Below are 16,579 nucleotides of genomic sequence, written 5' to 3'. Positions count from 1 at the left end.
GGGTGGGCCACCGCCGGCGCGGGGGGCCGGCGTCGGGCGCTAACGAACCGGGCGCCGCAAATCGACGGGACGCTCGCTCACATATATGGCCAAAAGCGGGAACGCTCGCTCACCTCAGGTGAGCGAGCGTCCGCGGGAAACACCCCAAAGGTGAGCGAGCGTCCGCAGGAAACACCCCAAAGGTGAGCGAGCGTCTGGGGGAACCCCAAAGGAGGGAAGACGGCGCAACGGGATTGCCGCCGTCGGGCGCTAACAGAACCGGGCGCTAACGAACCGGGCGGTGCAAATCGACGGGACGCTTGCTCACCTATATGGGCAAAAGCGGGAACGCTCGCTCACCTCAAGTGAGCGAGCGTCCGCAGGAAACACCCCAAAGGTGAGCGAGCGTCTGGTGGGTCAACCCATGGCCGGGGCCAAAGCAGGTCGCGGTGCCAGTTGCCTCCGCGCCCAGCGGGCCAGCTTCTTGCCTTTGCCCTTCCACCAATTGTCCTCATCCTTGTCGTGGTGCCAGCGGAAGATAATCATCACCATCACAAGGACGCCCATGGCCACGTCAATCCAGGACCAGAGGACCGCCTTGGCCAACACGCTGACGCCCATGACGAGAATCGACGGCACTGCCAGGGTCCTGAAGATGGTGCTGGCCACGTAGCGACGATGCGATCGGGGCACGGACAGGGCACGAACCATGTCGAAGCATAGGCATACCACCACCATTGCCTGGCCCAGGTCCATCAGGATCAGCCCGGGCAACGATCCCGCGAAGTTGGCAGCGGATTCCATTCCCGCGCTCAACGGACTGCCTCCTTCACTGTGGGACGCGGAAGGAAGACAACAGGATTGCAGGAAACACACATACGGATAACCCCCAGAGACCAGGAACTGCGATTGAGACCAACTGGGTTCCATTCAATCCGTTGCCTCTAGGGCCGGTCACGAGTAGTGGGTACTCTAATTTACTCGGCTGGATACTTGCAGAGCGAGCAGCTACCCGGTTCGGCACTTGGGTTAATGACCCGGGTTAATACAGTGCTGGCGCGTCTTCCTGTAAAGGCTCCGAGGGCGTCCCTGCGGGGATCGCCACGGTGAACGTGCTTCCGCCGCCGGGCTTGCTGATGCAGGAGATGCTGCCTCCATGGCGTTCCACAATGGACTTGGTAATGGACAGGCCCAGGCCAATGCCTGGAATCGCGGCCTGACGGGCAGCACTTGTGCGGAAAAACCGCGTGAAGATCCGGGCCGCCTCTTCCGTGGTCATCCCCATGCCGGTGTCCTGCACGTGAAGCTGGACCCAGCCGTCTTTAAGAGTCGCCCGAATGCTCACTTGCCCGCCGCCGGGCGAATACTTGATGGCGTTGGAAACCAGGTTGTCCAGTGCCTGCCCCAGCCTCAAGGGATCAGCGTCCGCCCATAGGGGCGCCGGTACGTCGGCGACAAGGCCAACATTGGCGGCGCTGGCCTGCGCCTGGGCAGAAACCAAGCTGTTTTCCACCAGCCCTGCTAAATCCGTGCGCCGCAGATGAACGCTCTCCACCGCCGCGGCTGACAAGAGCAGATCCTCCACCAAGGCCCTGAGCCGCTCGGCGTTCCGCTCCGCGACCTCCAAGCCGAGCCTTGTTACTGGCCGGAGCTCCTGGGATCCGCGGAGCACGAGGTCGAGGTTGCCCAAGATCGAGGTCAAAGGAGATCCGAACTCGTGCGAAACGTTGGCAACCAGTTCGTCCTTGGCTGCAAGGGCATCTACAACATCAGTCACGTCCCTGAAAACGATGACCGCTCCGTCGAACCCGTCATCAATGTCATTTTTCATGCCACGTGCGGTGGTAGAGATGGCCCGCTGTTCGGCGCCGGCGCCGAACCATACGAGGTAATCGGAGTAGGTTTCCCCACGAGCTGCCCTTTGAACGGGGCTCTGTTCCGGGCGAAGCGGAGTTTGCCGGTCCTGGCCGAAAACGAGCTGGTCATGTTTGGCGAGTTCCGGGGCGCCTTCCGCCGGCGCCGCCAACTGCAGGAATGCTTTCTGCTGACCGTTGACCAGAAGGGTTTCGCCGTTTGAATCTACGGCGACAATTCCGACGTCGATCGTGTCCAGAATTGTCTTGAGCAACGTCTCGCGCTTCCTGCTAGCGGCAAGCAATTGCCGCAAAGCGTGATCCCGACGGTTCACCCGCCGCTCCTGCACTCGGGCATTGGAGCCTGCTAAACGGATGGAAGCCGCCACCGCGAACATCATGAGCGGCAAAAGGACCACCGAGGAAATGTCAGATGCCGTGGGATTGGGCAAGTGCGCAATAACTGGCGGGAGGGCAATGAAGAAAGGGCCCACAAAGCTGAGGATCATGCTCGTCCTAGAAAGCATGCCCGAAGCCGACAGCCAAATCACGGGAAAGAGGGCTAATGCGCTGAGGCTAGGTATTGCGTTGAAGGCGCCGTTTCGTGTGAAGCACAGGGCGACTAGATCCAAAATGGGGATCGTCAGGCTCAGGCTCGGCGGCAGGCGCTCCCAAGGGACCAACAAGCAGCCCAGGAACAGGATGCCATGAAGGAGAACCCCGGTAACGAACCACAAATTCTGGATTAGCCCTGGCCAAAAAGTAGGGGCCGCGATGGCCAGGCCTACGACGATGAGCGTCACCGGCAACTCACAGATTGCCAGCCGGGCCCTGGGCTGAAGTTTTCTGAAGAAACGGGCGGCCTTGCGAAAAAAAGGCTGCTCAATCAAGACAGGACCCTTCCTTGGAGATTCGCGAACCAATTACTGCTCCACGCGATTCCCGAAGGAAGTGCCCGGAGTCCACTATTCCCCCAAGGAACTACAAACGACGGTCCCGAACGATCAACACAGAGGTTCGGAACAGCGCCTAATCCACATATTAGATGCCAGATGCCCACAATGCTTGTATCGTGGATATTTGGGTGACATTTACCGCGTTGCGCTGGGCTTTGCGGCGATGCGCACCCTTGAGGATGTCCAATGAGCGAGCCTGGGGTAGCTGTAGTCATTGAGGATGACGAAGACGTGCGAAATTTGGTTGACGCCATCCTCAAAGAAGCGGGATTTGTGGTGCACTCTGCCGCCACCGGACGCGAAGGCGTGGAAGTGGTACGGGATCACCATGCCTCCGTGGTAACCCTCGACGTCGGGCTTCCGGATATGGATGGCCATGAGGTCCTGCGGCGAATTCGGCAATTCAGCGACGCATATGTGGTGATGCTGACGGCGAGGCGCGACGAGCCGGACACGTTGACAGCTTTCCTGACCGGCGCAGACGACTACGTCAAGAAGCCCTTCTTGCCGCGTGAATTGAGGGCCCGGGTCACCGCCATGATGCGCAGGCCACGCGCGGAAGCCGGGCTTGCCTTGCGGGAGGAAGATCGCGGCGGCCATTACGCCAGTTCAGATGGCGCCAACCAAGCGGTGATAAAGCACAATGGCTTGGCCCTGAATTACAAATCACGCACGGCTACCCTTCAAGGTTCAGCCTTGACGTTGACGAGAAGCGAATTCGATCTGCTCCTCGACTTGCTTCGGGCCAAAGGGGAGGTGCGGACGCGCGCCGACCTCGTCAAGGCATCGCGCGGTGATTACTACGACGACGATGCGTATATCAGCGAATCCGACGAACGCGCTGTTGAGACCCACATCGGGAACCTCCGCCGAAAGCTTCGTGAAGATCCACAATCGCCGCGCTTTTTCCAGACCGTCCGAGGAGTCGGATATCGGCTCACGCCGAAAAGACCGGACTAAGCGGCTCACCGGACTAAGCGGTGGAACGTCAGTCGTTCCGGAGTACGTAGCTGTCCTTTAGTTCCAGGACCGTTTGGTGCCCGCATTCTGCAACGTCCTTGAGGAGGGGCCGGGCCTCGCGCAATTCACTTTTTCGAATCCGTTCCTCCAGTTGCGCTGCAAGTACCGCAAGGCGAACACCGCCAACCATGACGGAAGAGGTCCTGAGGCTTAGGACCGCGTTCAGGGCCGCGGCCGCGTCGCCGCGCTCGACGGCGGTTGCGAGGATTTCGTATCGCTTTCCCCAGAGTTTTGCGAAGTCGCCGGCAAACGTGCGCGCGATCAGCGGATTGTCAACTTGATCTTCCAGGAGTTGGAATTCTGCCAGATCCAGTATGGGATGTTCGATAAGCGGGACTGCGGGCAGCCCGTTGGAGTCCTCGTCCGAGCTCGTATGGCTCGGATCTGTATCCTCGTTAACCTCGCTGGAACCTGAACTGAACATAGCCCAATGCTACTTTCTGAATTCCGGAAAAACCGAACTTATGCTTATCTTAAGGAAATCTTAGGCTTTTCTTGATTAGCCTCCTTTTCATCCAGCGCATCTAATTCTGAGAATGCGTTATTGCTCAGCCGCCACTGAAGGTGGCTATCGTGTTGATGACTGCCGGACCCAGGATAGCGATGAACAGCACTGGAAAGATGAAGAACAAAAGAGGGAAGAGGATCATCACCGGAAGCTTCATCGCCTTCTCCTCGGCACGTTGGCGGCGCTTCACGCGCATGACCTTCGCTTGCACCCTCAAGACCCGGCTGATGGCAATGCCGTATGTGTCCGCCTGGATCACGGCCTGCACGAAGCTTCGGAGTTCAGGAACGTTAGTACGTTCGGCCAAAGCCAGATAGGACTCGCGGCGGCTCCGTCCAACCTGCATGTCCTGCAGCGTCCGCACCAACTCCTCCGCCAAAGGTCCCTTCCCATTTTCTCCGGCGCGGGCCATTGCTCCTTCAAAACCGAGGCCCGCTTCGACGGAAATCAGCATTTGGTCCATGGTATTTGCGAGTTCCAATTGCATGGCTTTTTGACGCTCTTGCCCTTTGCTATACAGCATCAGATCCGGAATAAAGTAACCAAGCAACACAACAAATATCCCCACGAGCTTAATGATCCCGCTCGAACTATTGGCACTAATGAACAAACCAAAAAGTGCCCCGCACAATCCGAGCAGAGGTTTGGCCGCCAGGACGCGTCCCAAAGGGAGCGAAGGCGGACGGCCGGCCAACGAAAGCAGCCTGTCCAGCTTCTGCACGTAGCTTCCGGGGGTCAGTCGGTAGCCAATGAGTTCGAGTGCACCGCCCCGTCTCTCTGGACCGACCTCGGCAATGTCTTCGCCCCTCGCCAAAAGCACCCGGACGGCACGTTGGGCTTTGCGGTCAACCGACAGGAATGACCAAGCGAGGTAGGCGATAGGCAGGGGAACTAGCAGCAAGGACAGAAGCAGAGAGGGGTTCACGTGTCACCTCAAAACTTCAAGTCGATGATCTTGCGCATCCAGAGACCGCCAATGGTCATGAGGATGGCTGACCCCGCTATCATTCCCCAACCGAGCGGATGGCTGAACATCACGTCCATGTAGCCGGGATTGACAACCATCAGCATGGTCACGATGCCGAAGGGAAGCGCCATCAGGATGTATCCCGAGAACTTTCCCTCCGCTGCCAAGGATTTGATGTGCCCCTTGATCTCGCTGCGTTCGCGTATGGTCTCATTGACCTGGTCCAGGACCTCTGCGAGGTTTCCGCCCACCTCGCGGTTGATTTGAATGGCTTGCGCTATCCACACAAAGTCCTCGCACCGCATTCGCTCCGCTGCATCGTTAAGCGAGGCTTGGAGATCGCGGCCCAGGCTTGTCTCCGTGATGATCCGGCGCATTTCCTCGGCCGTCGGGCTGGCCGATTCAGTGGCCGCGGCATCGATCGCACGAAGTATGCTGTGCCCGGCCCGCAAGCCACCAGACAGTAGTTGGAGGGTGTCGCCGAGCTGAGCATCGAAATTCGCCCGCCTTTTGCCGGCCAGGGAGCTGAGGACGAGTCGTGCCACAAGAGGTGCCGGGATAAAGAACAAAAAGGCCACCAACGGGCCGCCAATGACGAGCCCGATCAACGCACCGACTAAGGTTCCCGAAATCACGAGGATGAAGAAATCCGCTTGGCTCATTCTCAGCCCCGCGTTCTCCAGTTCTTCACGGTTGAAGAGCCTGATATTGCGCCTAGTCAGGAATCCATGAAGTACTTCGGCGGCAGAACCTGCAAAGCGCGTCAGCTGGGAGCCCGAGCCGGCTTGGTAGGGCCGCCTCCGATCAAACGGAACCTCGGGGGCTTTTGGCAAGATCACAGCCACCCCGAAAAGCAGGATGGCTACAAGCATCAAGGCCATTCCAGTCAAGAGTGTCATGTTTCGTTCACGTCCTTGCTCCTGTTACCAAGGGAGCGGCGAATACTCCGGGAGAAACGCGAATACCCAGGTCGTCGAAGCGGTCGATGAACCGCGGACGGATGCCCGTTGGCACGGGCCTTCCAAGAAACATCCCGTGGGCGTCGACCCCTGCCGAGTAGTCGAAAACAAAGGCGTCCTGGAGGGTGACAATATCGCCCTCCATGCCTTGCACCTCGGTCACATGCGTGATGCGACGCGTTCCATCCCGCAAACGGGAAATTTGGATGATGAGATTCACGGCAGACGCTATTTGCTCCCGGATTGCTCGGAGCGGCAGGTCCATGCCTGCCATGAGCACCAGGGTTTCGAGGCGCGCAACGGCGTCACGAGGGGAATTTGAGTGCACCGTTGAGAGGGAACCGTCGTGACCGGTGTTCATGGCCTGCAGCATGTCGAGGGACTCTCCGCCGCGGACCTCGCCGACGACGATCCTGTCCGGGCGCATACGGAGGGAGTTCCGGAGCAGCTCCCTGATGGTCACTTCACCCTTGCCCTCGGTATTCGGTGGCCTGCTCTCAAGCCTGACGACATGTTGCTGCTGGATCTGCAGTTCCACGGCGTCTTCAATGGTGACAATGCGGTTGTCCTCCGGGATGAAAGATGACAGGACATTCAACAACGTGGTTTTGCCGGTCCCGGTACCTCCGGAAACAATGATGTTCAGTTTCGCCTTGACGCAAGCATTGAGGAGCTCGGCCATCTCTGGCGTCAGCGTGCCGAAATCGATCAAGTTCCTGATGGTCAACGGTATTTTGCTGAATTTTCGGATCGTCAGCGACGAGCCGCCAACCGCTAGCGGAGGGATCACGGCATTGACTCGCGAGCCGTCTTCAAGTCGCGCGTCAACCAGCGGGGATGACTCATCGATCCTTCGCCCTACCTTCGAAACGATGCGTTCGATGACCCTCCTGAGATGGTCTTCGGAGCTGAATCCGGAATCTGTGAGGGTCAGCTTGCCTTTTCGTTCGACGTAGATCTGGTCCATCCTGTTGACCATGATTTCCGTGACTTCCGGATCGTCAAGCAAGCGTTGGAGCGGCCCGTAGCCAAGGACGTCGTCCGCCACGTCCGCCACGAGCCGGCTGCGCTCGTCCGCGGACAGCGGGACCTGCTCGGCGTCGATGATCCGGATGAGCTCTTCCCTGGCAGTGGTCCGCAACTCATGTTCGCTCACGCTCGAGTCGTTGAACCGCGCCCCGAGTCGCTCGAACAATGCCGTGGCGGCGCGCCGCTTGAGCGCAGCGAAGGCGTCAACCGGTTGCTGGGCCTTGGGCTTTGGCGAGTCCGGGAGGTCGGACAGCTTGACTGAAGTGTGGGGTTTTGCAACACCGCCGGGCTTCCCCGTGGGATTTGGCCTGATTTGCTGAGTGGCCTCGGCGAATGTTGGTTTGGGCGCAGAGAGCGTGCTCGGGCCAAGTTCTGCCTCTGCACCGAGGGACGATTCGACCTTGTCCTCGGCTGCATGCATGCGTTCAGACAGCTTCATCTAGACCACAACCCTTCTGTGCAATTTGCGTTGTGCTGTGGCACGCCACGTGGGATTGAAGCGCTCCACAAGTTGCTTGAGTCCTTTGACGGCCGGATCCTTCACCGCTTCCTGGAGCACGGGAATTCCGCGGTTGGTGGAGAACGCGACGGCCTTCGACCGAGGGATGCTGATGTCAACCGGGGCACCGACGGTCGATTCGACGTCCTGGACCGACAAACCGGACTTGGAATCAGCCATGTTGAGCACCACGTGCCGGGTTTCCGGTAACAGGTTCAACTTGCGGAGAACGTCCAGGCCAGAGCGAAGGCCCCGGACGCTTGGAACGTCCATGCCAGTCACCCACACAGCGTCCGAGCATTGCTCGAGGGCAGCGAGCCCGATTTCGGGTAGTCCGGGTGCGGTGTCCACAACCACATACTGGAATTCTTGGGCCAGCTGTTCGAGGAGCCGGCCAACCTGTTCCGGCGAGATCTCGTCTGCTTCGACAGGATCCTTCGGCGCGCACAAGGCATAGATGCTTGCCGGGTGGACGGTGAGAAAGGCCTTGAGTACCAGGGAATCCTGGCTTGCTGACGGAGTGACAGCGTCTGTAACAGTGTGCTCGGGATTGAGGTAGAGCCCGGACGCGACGTCACCGAATTGCAGGTCCAGATCCACGATCACTACGCTCATCGGCGCTATCTTGCCCAGCCCCACCGCGATGTTCGTGGCGATTGTCGTTTTGCCCACGCCACCCTTGGGGGAAAAGACGCCGATCACCAAGCCCTTCGGGGAGCCCGATTGCTTGGGTTCCATGGTGCGCTGACGGCTCGCGAAAGACTGACACGCGCGCTCAAGCATCACCCGGATCTGGGCAACGTCTGCAGCTGGGCTCATGATGTCGCGAATGCCGGACCGCATGGCTTGGAGGACGAACCCGGGATCCAGTTCACTGACAAGAATCACACTCAGCTCCGGCAACTGCACATCGAGAACCGTGGCCAGGCGAAGGGCGTCCTCCACCGGCACGTCGGGTCCCAGAATCAACACTTCGAGTTGTTCCTGGTTGAGCGCGCCGAACAATTCGGCTGGATCGGCCGGCAAAACACTGGTGAAAAAGGTCTGCACGCTTCCGAGTAGGCCGCCCGCGACAGCTTGGCGCAACCGTTGGTCAAAGTCAGTATTTGGAGTTATCAGGACGAAGCGGCTCACTTATACACCTCGCTCCTCTGGATAATCCTAGGTCCGTTGTCCTTGGCGTCGAGCGGCTCTTTGCTCAGCCAGATCTTGGCGTACTCCGACGCGAAAACAATCTTGGATGCGTCCACATCACTCACGGCCACGGTCAGCAGGAGGGAACCGGTGGGAAGTGTGCTGTCCTTGGAGGCGGCCGCACCTGAACTGGGATTCGGCGTCGGCTGTGCACTCGCTGCTGCTTGGGGGGCGCGCTGGACCATGGTCACAAGAACCTTGTGAATGGCCAGGTCGGTGCTTTCCTTGTCTGGCTTCGCCTCAATTCCGCCGTTGGACATGGAAATGAATATTCCGATGTGGTCACCAGGAACCAGCAGTCCCCCGACTACCCGCTGGGGTTCCAGTTGAAAGGAGACTTCTTGGAGCCCTGCCGGCACCTTGACGGTGCCAGGGTTCTTGAGTGCGTCCGGCGCCACCAAGCGTTCGGCCACCAACGTCTCGCCGGGGACGAGGTCAACGGCAGCAACCTTGCCCGCTGAGTCCCCCAGGGTATGTAGCGCTGAGGTAGGGACCGCCGATCCCGGCAGTTGCTGGGTAACCAGGGAATCCTTAATGGCGTCCACAGGCGTCCCGGCAGGAATGGCCGCCTTGACCACCAACACGTCAACGGGGGCCAGATTCTGGACTGCCCGTTGATCCGCTCCTTGCGCGTAGGAGAATACGAGAATCACCCCGACGACGGCCAGCAGGGCTGCTGCCGATCCGGCCAACAAGCGTGACTTCACTTACTGCTCCTGTGTTCAAAGAATGGGATGAAAACTAGTTGGTGAGCCGGACGATGGTGGCCCCGTAGGCGTCTACAGGCCCTAGCGAGTAGCCGTCGGCCAGCGATACATATTTGACGAAGCTCCCGATGATGCCCCGGCAGTTTCCGGTGCAGGAAAGCGCTGAAGGGACGTCGGGACTTGTGTTGCGGAACGTGTCCGGGAGACTGCTGTTGCCGCTGAACTTCCACCCCGCCACTTTGAATGCGGCGAAGGACACGAGATGGTAGATAGCCCCGGCTCCCGTACCTATTACGGCGTCGAAGACCGGAAGCAGGACGATAACGTCCCGGCCGGCGGTCAGGGTATCGGCCCACTTTTGAAGGGTGGTTGCACAGTTACCCGGCGCACTGTTCCCCGGGGCGCTGCCGCCTTCACTGACCGCGAGGTTGATCGTGCCGCCGCACGCACCGGGATCTTGCGTGATCCAGCCGAACCCTCCGGCCACGGTGGCGCCCGCGGGGCCGTAATTGCAACTGGGGTTGGCACCCGAGCCGTGGTCCTGGAGAAGCTGGAGTGCTCCGCCGATGTACCCCTGCACCTGGCAGATGGAATACGTGAGGGGAAACGGGGTTCTGCCTGCGACGGCACTTCCCCATTGAACGCTGGACTTTGTCACAACGTCGGTGGTGTTGACGCCCAGGACGCGGGCGAAGAAGAGCGAGACCGCGTTCGGCGCGCCGCCCGCCTGCTGGGCTCCGGCAGTCACCGTTACTTTCCGATTGAGAAGGTCCAGGCTGACTGATTTGATGTTGCTCAAACCGTCCACTGCGTTCTTGTTTGCCATGTCAATAGCTACCGGGGACGTGGTGGAGCAACTCGGATCGCCCGTATTCGCGGCGCACTTCTGCGCAACGGCGAGGGCCGCAGCGTCGGACCCGTTCTGTACCTGCGCCCTTTCCGAGTACAGCATTCCCGCATCCACTGCGAGGGCGGCAAACCCGAGCAACACCACCAGCACGAGAGCGATGAGAACCGCGACCGCACCGCGTTCGCCGTCGTCGTCGTCACGGAACATCAGCCGCTGCATACCATGACTCCTACTCCTTGCATCGGGAAAGGCCCCGCGATTCCCGTGAGGGTGCTGAGGGTGTATTTGATGGTCACGGACATCTGGGCTCCGGAGGTGCAACTGGCCGGACTGAAGGTGAAGTTCGTATCGGCCAACAGTGGGTTCAGGGAAACGGCGGCGTTCTTCGCCGCTGTCTTGGCGGCCGTCTGATCATTCGAAATCGCCATGACGCGGACACCTTCGCGGGCTGCATTCGAGAGCGACACCTGCACGTTGTATGCTCTGCCGAATTCCATGATGCCCAGGAGCAGCATGATCAAGACAGGTGCCAGCAACGCGAATTCAACCGCCACGGCACCGCGCTCTGATGCCCTGGGCATATTGTTGACCTTCCAGAGAGCGGATTGTTCGAACAAAGCGGAGTGGCGGCCGCCTGAATGCCGCCGCCACTCGGGAATTGCTTTAAGTGCCCCGAATTGCTTCCCGGGCACTGTGCTGTGCGGCTCCTAGGCGCAGGTGCCAGCGGCACCGTTTGCACCAGCCGTCCAGGTTTTGCCGCTTACGGAACACTGGACCTGGGAGAACGTCTCCTTGAGCGTCCCGCCCAGCAGCGCGACGGCGACGATAATGACGACAGCAATGAGGGAAACCATGATGCCGTACTCGACGGCGGTGGCTCCGGTTTCGTCACTCTGCGCCTCACGTGCTGACTTTGGGAAATTGGAAAGCATAAAGGCTCCTGGCTGAGGAAAAGTGCTAACGATCTGACGGGAGGCGGGCTGCGTCGGATCTAGTCCACCGAACGAACTTCCTAGGCGCAGGTGCCAGCGGCGCCGTTGACGCCAGCCGTCCAGGTTTTGCCGCTTACGGAACACTGCACCTGGGAGAACGTGTTCTTGAGCGTCCCGCCGAGCAAGGTGACGGCGACGATAATGACAACGGCGATAAGAGAAACCATGATGCCGTATTCGACAGCGGTTGCGCCGGTTTCGTCGCGGCGGATGCGAGACGCGTTGTTTGAGACCAGAGAAAACATGTGAAACTCCTGAGCGAGTTGGGGGATGTAGGCTGGTCCAGCACCAACCCACTAGCAACCTAACAACGCCCAACTCCCCCTGAAGCAGTCCTTGGAAGATCCTGTGGCAAGACTCGCGATCCTGCGCATTTCTTGTGTTAAAACTAGGGAATTCCTGCGATCTTGGGATGCCCTGCCGAGCGCGACCAAACGTGAGAAAGCAGTGAAACCGGTTTGCCGCCGTCGGAAGCTAACAGACTGTCCGCGGCAAATCCAAGCGAACGCTCGCTCGCTTTTGGGGCCAAAAACCAAAACGCCCGCTCACCTTTAAGGCCAAAGTGGCGAACGCTCAAGCACATGTTTGTGCAGGAGCTTTCGGCCAGGGCGCCTTATCTGCAGGAGCGTTCGCCAAAAGGCGGTCAAAGGTGAGTGAGCGTCGTGGGGCCGAGAGCGCAACGGTCGTCGCGCCTTGAGCCGTGCGCCTATGCCTGGTCGCAGGCCTGGAGAACCCGAATGAATTCGTCGACCGATTCCGGTCCCTGATCGCTATCAGCCAAGCGAACGAGTTGGGAGGCGAGGACTGCCACTTTGACGTTGGTCCGGCTACTGCCGCTGATGAGCAATTTGAAGGCGGCATCGGAGGTGACGAGCAAGCGTCCCATCAGGATGCCGCGCGCCTGATGGATGACACCACGTGTGGCATTGGCACCGGCGACGGCGTCCCGTGCGGCCTGCTCGGTTTCCCGGCGGAGGGTTGATGTCAGGTCGATCGTGGCGCCCTCGAGGGTTACGACCATCCCCGAGGCGCCAAGAAGCCCGCGCCCCGCCGTCAGCACGCGTCGGGTATGTCCATGCGCGTCAATTATCCGGTGGTAGATGCAGAAATGTCCGCCGTCACGGAATACTTCATCCAAGATCTCGATAGTCCGCGGCCTATCATCGGGGTGCTTATGAGACATCAGCAGCTCGAGCGTGGGCACAACTTCCCCTCGCTGGTAGCCGTGGAGGTTGAACAGCCCGTCGGACCACTCCGCTTTGCCTGAGAGCGGGTCAAAAAGGAAGGTTCCGGCCAAAAATCCCGCGCCGCCGAGCGCACTTGAATACGTACGGGGGCTGTCCACCATGGCGCAAATACCCATTTCCTAAGCGTGCTTATTAATCACCGAGTCTCCAGAATACAGCGCGCGAACAGGTCGCAGGTTCTACCAGGGCAAGGGATAGGAATTCGGACATCGCGGTTTTGAGGGTGCCGATATTGCCGGGAAGGACGCCGGCATTGCGTGCCGCGCCTCGGATGTCGCCGTGGAGGATGCTTTGCTCGAGGCCGCTGCAGGTTCCCTCAATGGCACGGGCGCCCACCATGTGGGCGTTGACTTTGAGGCTGAGCACGGCGTCCATGGCGGCCTCGGCGTCATTGTTGCCGAGGGTGGAAAGGATACGCTCCACCCGCGTCTGGAGCATATCCAGGAAGGTCAGCGCGTAACTCCTCGGAATGGTGATGCATTGCATCTGGTCTGCGAGGTCCAGCAGGGCGCCGGGGTGGAAGACCGCCTCGCGTGCTGTGGCTGCCATGTTCTGGTCCTGTTCGAGGTTCGTGCCCGGATGTCCGGAGTGCGGATGCGGCGGGTCTGATGTGGTGAGGGTCAGCCGCCGGTGGTGGTCGCGCTCCGGACCTGGGTGCGGTCGACCGAGATGCTAAGGGTCAGAGTCAAGATGGCTGACTTGGAGACGTTGCCTGTGGATGCGACGCTGGCCCGGAGCCGGAGGCCTGCTCCGGAAGTTGCCGGAGCAGGGCCGGGGGTGTCGGGGATGGTCGAGGTTCCGAAGGGTGTTGTCAGGATTGTTGTCGCTGTTCCGCCCAAGCACGCGCCGGTGGGTTCATCCCAGGTGCCGCTGCAGGATTCGATGAAGAATTGCACGCTGGACGGGGCCGATGTGGAGCCGCCGTAGCTTGCCGCCGTGATGGGCAGGGTTCCCGTGTTTCCGACCGTGAAGTACTGGGGTACGAACGACGGAGTCGCGGGCTTGCCGTTGTTGGTGAACGTGAGTGTCAGTGGGCCGCTGCCGTAGGGGGCGGTGGTGCTCAGTGAGGCGACGGCTCCCCAGGTGCCGCTGGAAGCGGTCTGGGAAGCGGAGGTTGCGTTCGCCGTCGTCGCCGCGTCAGCCGGGGTGGACGTGCACACCAGCAGGACCGCTGCCGCGATGGCGGCTGCGGTCCTGCTGGAGTAGCGGTGCACGTTCACGCGCTGTTAGCTTCCGGTGGTGGTGGAGGTGCGCTGGGTTTCGCCGAAGGTCCAGGTCAGTGCCGAGGACAGGCCCTGGATCGGGCTGGCGGGAAGGACTCCGTTGGCCGTGGTTTCGTTCTGGTCCGGCAGGGTCAGGGAGAGCTGGAGGTTCACAGTGGACCCCGCCGTGACGGTACCGGCGATCAGGGTCGAAGGCGCCGCGACGAGGGAGCTCAGGGGAACGCTTGTCGCCAGGACGGTGGTGGTGGCACCGGTGCCCGTGCAGGTGCCGGCACCGGTGGTGGTCCAGGTGCCGGAGCACTGGGTGACAGTGACGTGGAGTCCCTTGGTGGCGTCGGTGGTGAGCTTGCTAGAAGTAGCATCCGCGACAGCGAGGGTCAGTGCCTTGCCGTCCATGGTGTTGCCCTGTGTGAGGTTGACGTAGCGGATCACGGTGTCCCCGGGGGCGAGGCTGGAGACGGACTGGCCGAATCCGGTCCCGTTGTTGGCCATAGTCAGGCTCAGAGTGCCGGAAGTGGCGTTCTGGGCGGTGGCGTTGGACGCGGTGGCGTTCAAGGCTGCGAACACCCCACCTCCAGTGATTGCCAGGCCGGCCGCTGCCACGGCGCAGGCGGCGAACAGTGCGGGCGCCGGGCGGGCGGCGGAACGGGCGGCGCGGCGGGCTGGGGTTGCAGACATGACGAATCCTTTTAGGGAGCTGGTGCGGGATGGTTTTAGTGAGCGGGGACGGCGCTGCGCCGGCCGGAGGTGCCCGGTGTGCGGCGGCCGTGGGATGAAGCAGGGCTTCGTCAGGATCCACCAGACAGCCGAGCCGGTCACCGTGAGGCCGAACGAGGCGGTCAGGAGGGCCCGCTGGAGGGGGCTCTCGATCCACAGCAGGACGCTTCCTACCGAGGGAATGACGCCGACGACGACGGGCACCTGGGCCTGGTCCAGCACGGCCGTCCAGTGGTCCGGAGCCGGGTTGGCGTCACCTTTGGTGGTGAGGACCGGTTTCGACGGAGTCCCGGCGATGGTGGTGATGCGGTGGGCGAACGGGACGCTCTCACCTGGAGGTGTAAACACTGCGATCTGACCTGGGCGAAGGCTGGTCACATCGGCCGGTGCCGTGATGAGCAGGTCCCCGGGGGCGTAGGCCGGGCGCATGCTGCCGGTCAGGACCGGGGAGAATCCGATGTGCAGCAGCGGGGCCACGACCCCGACGCCAAGGAACACCAGTGCGGCGAGTGTCGCGGCCGTCGTCGCGATCATGCCGCGCACGCGGCGTAGAGAAATACGTTGACGGATCCTCGCCCCCAGGCGCGGACCCGTGCTGGAGCTGAGTGAGCTGCCCATCGGGACATTTCCGTTTCGTTTGAGACCATTTAGCGGAACAAGATCCACTTTGCTGGGCCCACATCAAGACGGCTCAAATATTTCAATAAGGTTTGTTTAGGATTTTTCCTCAGGACTTAAGCGAATCTTGAGCAAATCTTTACGGAAACCAAGGCTTGGACTGCTGGACAGGCAAAGGGTGGGGGCCAACGGCCCCCACCCTGGGTTGGTACAAATCGATCAGTCCTCCACAACCACCGTGCCCTTCATTCCCATGAAGTCGTGCAGCGCGCAGATGTAGTCATATTCCCCTGCCTTATTGAATGTCACGGTAAACGTCGTGCCCGGCACCATGAAGCCGGAATTGAGCTGCCCACCGGTGTAGTTAGTCGGATCACCAAGTGGCGGGAAGAAGTTGGCCGGCTCGGCACCGAAGGTCACCGTATGCGGAGCGCCCATGCCGTTGTTTACGAAACTCACGCTCTCGCCAACATGGATCACAACTTTCTCCTCAATGAACCGCATGACCATAGCCACGCCGTTGTCGGTCCCAGTAAAGACCGTGTGGTCATCGGCCTGGTCACGGGCTTCGCTCCACTGCTCATAGCCGTCGCGGAGGATGGCCCGCTCAGCCCGCGCTACCCGGTTGTTGTACTGCTCCTGGGTGAACGGGTAGTCCGTTCCCTTGTCCCGCACGTGGACAGTGCCCTTCATAACGATCCCGTGCACCAGGCAGTAATACGTGAAGTCGCCCGTGTCCGGGAACTTCAAGGTGTACGAGTCGATTTCCGGGAACCCACTGTCCGAGACGTTCGTCATCACACCGGAGTTGTAATAGGAGTGACCATCGTAGGACGTGCCGCCCTGTGCAGACACGAAGAGGGGGTTGAAGGGATCGAAGGGTTGCGTGGACTCAATCGTTTGCCCTGCGGCCAGGAACGTGACCGTGTGGATTTCCGCCGAGTTGGCTTCCCATGTGACCTTGTCACCGGCATTGATGAAAATGTTCCTCGGGAGGAAGGACATTCCTTGGATGGCCTGATCCGACGATTCGGAGCCCACCTGGACGGTCCACGTCCGTGCAGATTTGCTGCCGTCCGCGGCGGCCGTGCCACTGAGTGCCACCGGCAACGCCAGGGCAAGGAGCAACACCAAGAGCGCCCGAAGGCGCCGCAAAAGGAGGGGTTTTGGATGAGCAGTCATAAGACTCATTCCTTAAGAAAATCTGTGCTGACCGGCTGTTTCCAGCCTGGAAATTTTGAGGCGCCGGAGACCATGGCGT

Annotated in this window: 18 protein-coding genes; 1 reads left to right on the top strand and 17 read right to left on the bottom strand. The window is 60.6% G+C overall.

Annotated features, from left to right (window positions below):
• Positions 1 to 396 precede the first annotated feature (396 nt).
• Positions 397 to 783 carry a hypothetical protein gene (locus OW521_RS15730; protein WP_268025914.1) on the bottom strand — a complete coding sequence of 129 codons (387 nt, stop codon included), beginning with the start codon at positions 781 to 783 and terminating at the stop codon, positions 397 to 399.
• Between the two features lie 238 nt (positions 784 to 1,021).
• Positions 1,022 to 2,722 carry a sensor histidine kinase gene (locus tag OW521_RS15725; RefSeq protein ID WP_326493964.1) on the bottom strand — a complete coding sequence of 567 codons (1,701 nt, stop codon included), beginning with the start codon at positions 2,720 to 2,722 and terminating at the stop codon, positions 1,022 to 1,024.
• 252 nt (positions 2,723 to 2,974) lie between these two features.
• On the opposite strand from OW521_RS15725, the gene OW521_RS15720 reads away from it, so the two are divergent.
• Positions 2,975 to 3,748: a response regulator transcription factor gene (locus OW521_RS15720; RefSeq protein ID WP_268020554.1), complete on the top strand. Its 774-nt coding sequence runs from the start codon at positions 2,975 to 2,977 to the stop codon at positions 3,746 to 3,748.
• A 28-nt stretch (positions 3,749 to 3,776) separates the two neighbouring features.
• On the opposite strand, the gene OW521_RS15715 is transcribed toward OW521_RS15720, so the two are convergent.
• The 15 genes from OW521_RS15715 to OW521_RS15645 form a co-directional block, all read right to left on the bottom strand.
• Positions 3,777 to 4,232, bottom strand: a complete 456-nt coding sequence (locus OW521_RS15715) for an Hpt domain-containing protein (protein WP_268020553.1) — start codon at positions 4,230 to 4,232, stop codon at positions 3,777 to 3,779.
• Between the two features lie 124 nt (positions 4,233 to 4,356).
• Positions 4,357 to 5,241 carry a type II secretion system F family protein gene (locus OW521_RS15710; protein WP_268020552.1) on the bottom strand — a complete coding sequence of 295 codons (885 nt, stop codon included), beginning with the start codon at positions 5,239 to 5,241 and terminating at the stop codon, positions 4,357 to 4,359.
• 8 nt (positions 5,242 to 5,249) lie between these two features.
• A complete protein-coding gene (locus OW521_RS15705) occupies positions 5,250 to 6,182 on the bottom strand; it encodes a type II secretion system F family protein (RefSeq protein WP_268020551.1) in 933 nt (310 codons plus the stop codon).
• Between the two features lie 7 nt (positions 6,183 to 6,189).
• Positions 6,190 to 7,710, bottom strand: coding sequence for a CpaF family protein (locus OW521_RS15700; protein ID WP_268020550.1), 1,521 nt, complete (start codon positions 7,708 to 7,710; stop codon positions 6,190 to 6,192).
• A complete protein-coding gene (locus tag OW521_RS15695; RefSeq protein WP_268020549.1) occupies positions 7,711 to 8,904 on the bottom strand; it encodes an AAA family ATPase in 1,194 nt (397 codons plus the stop codon). It abuts the gene before it with no gap.
• Positions 8,901 to 9,671, bottom strand: coding sequence for a Flp pilus assembly protein CpaB (gene cpaB, locus OW521_RS15690; protein ID WP_268020548.1), 771 nt, complete (start codon positions 9,669 to 9,671; stop codon positions 8,901 to 8,903). The genes OW521_RS15695 and cpaB overlap by 4 nt, the downstream gene beginning before the upstream one ends.
• A gap of 34 nt (positions 9,672 to 9,705) precedes the next feature.
• A complete protein-coding gene (locus tag OW521_RS15685) occupies positions 9,706 to 10,740 on the bottom strand; it encodes a Tad domain-containing protein (RefSeq protein ID WP_268020547.1) in 1,035 nt (344 codons plus the stop codon).
• Positions 10,728 to 11,102: a TadE/TadG family type IV pilus assembly protein gene (locus tag OW521_RS15680; protein ID WP_268020546.1), complete on the bottom strand. Its 375-nt coding sequence runs from the start codon at positions 11,100 to 11,102 to the stop codon at positions 10,728 to 10,730. Before OW521_RS15680 ends, OW521_RS15685 begins: the two co-directional genes overlap by 13 nt.
• A gap of 126 nt (positions 11,103 to 11,228) precedes the next feature.
• The gene (locus OW521_RS15675) at positions 11,229 to 11,453 is read right to left on the bottom strand and encodes a Flp family type IVb pilin (protein ID WP_268020545.1); all 225 of its coding nucleotides are present in this window, start codon (positions 11,451 to 11,453) and stop codon (positions 11,229 to 11,231) included.
• An 80-nt stretch (positions 11,454 to 11,533) separates the two neighbouring features.
• Positions 11,534 to 11,758, bottom strand: coding sequence for a Flp family type IVb pilin (locus tag OW521_RS15670; RefSeq protein WP_268020544.1), 225 nt, complete (start codon positions 11,756 to 11,758; stop codon positions 11,534 to 11,536).
• Between the two features lie 461 nt (positions 11,759 to 12,219).
• A complete protein-coding gene (locus OW521_RS15665; RefSeq protein ID WP_268020542.1) occupies positions 12,220 to 12,861 on the bottom strand; it encodes a PAS and ANTAR domain-containing protein in 642 nt (213 codons plus the stop codon).
• 31 nt (positions 12,862 to 12,892) lie between these two features.
• Positions 12,893 to 13,309, bottom strand: coding sequence for an Hpt domain-containing protein (locus tag OW521_RS15660; RefSeq protein ID WP_268020541.1), 417 nt, complete (start codon positions 13,307 to 13,309; stop codon positions 12,893 to 12,895).
• Between the two features lie 71 nt (positions 13,310 to 13,380).
• Entirely contained in the window at positions 13,381 to 13,980 is a 600-nt protein-coding gene (locus OW521_RS15655; protein ID WP_268020540.1) for a hypothetical protein, read from the bottom strand.
• A 6-nt stretch (positions 13,981 to 13,986) separates the two neighbouring features.
• Positions 13,987 to 15,318: a signal peptidase I gene (locus OW521_RS15650; protein WP_268020539.1), complete on the bottom strand. Its 1,332-nt coding sequence runs from the start codon at positions 15,316 to 15,318 to the stop codon at positions 13,987 to 13,989.
• Between the two features lie 219 nt (positions 15,319 to 15,537).
• Positions 15,538 to 16,500 carry a plastocyanin/azurin family copper-binding protein gene (locus OW521_RS15645; RefSeq protein ID WP_268020538.1) on the bottom strand — a complete coding sequence of 321 codons (963 nt, stop codon included), beginning with the start codon at positions 16,498 to 16,500 and terminating at the stop codon, positions 15,538 to 15,540.
• Between the last annotated feature and the right edge of the window lie 79 nt (positions 16,501 to 16,579).

Origin of the sequence: Arthrobacter sp. MMS18-M83 (assembly GCF_026683955.1) — a bacterium.
Lineage (GTDB): Bacteria > Actinomycetota > Actinomycetes > Actinomycetales > Micrococcaceae > Arthrobacter.
This window is presented reverse-complemented; position numbering and strand designations above follow the sequence as displayed.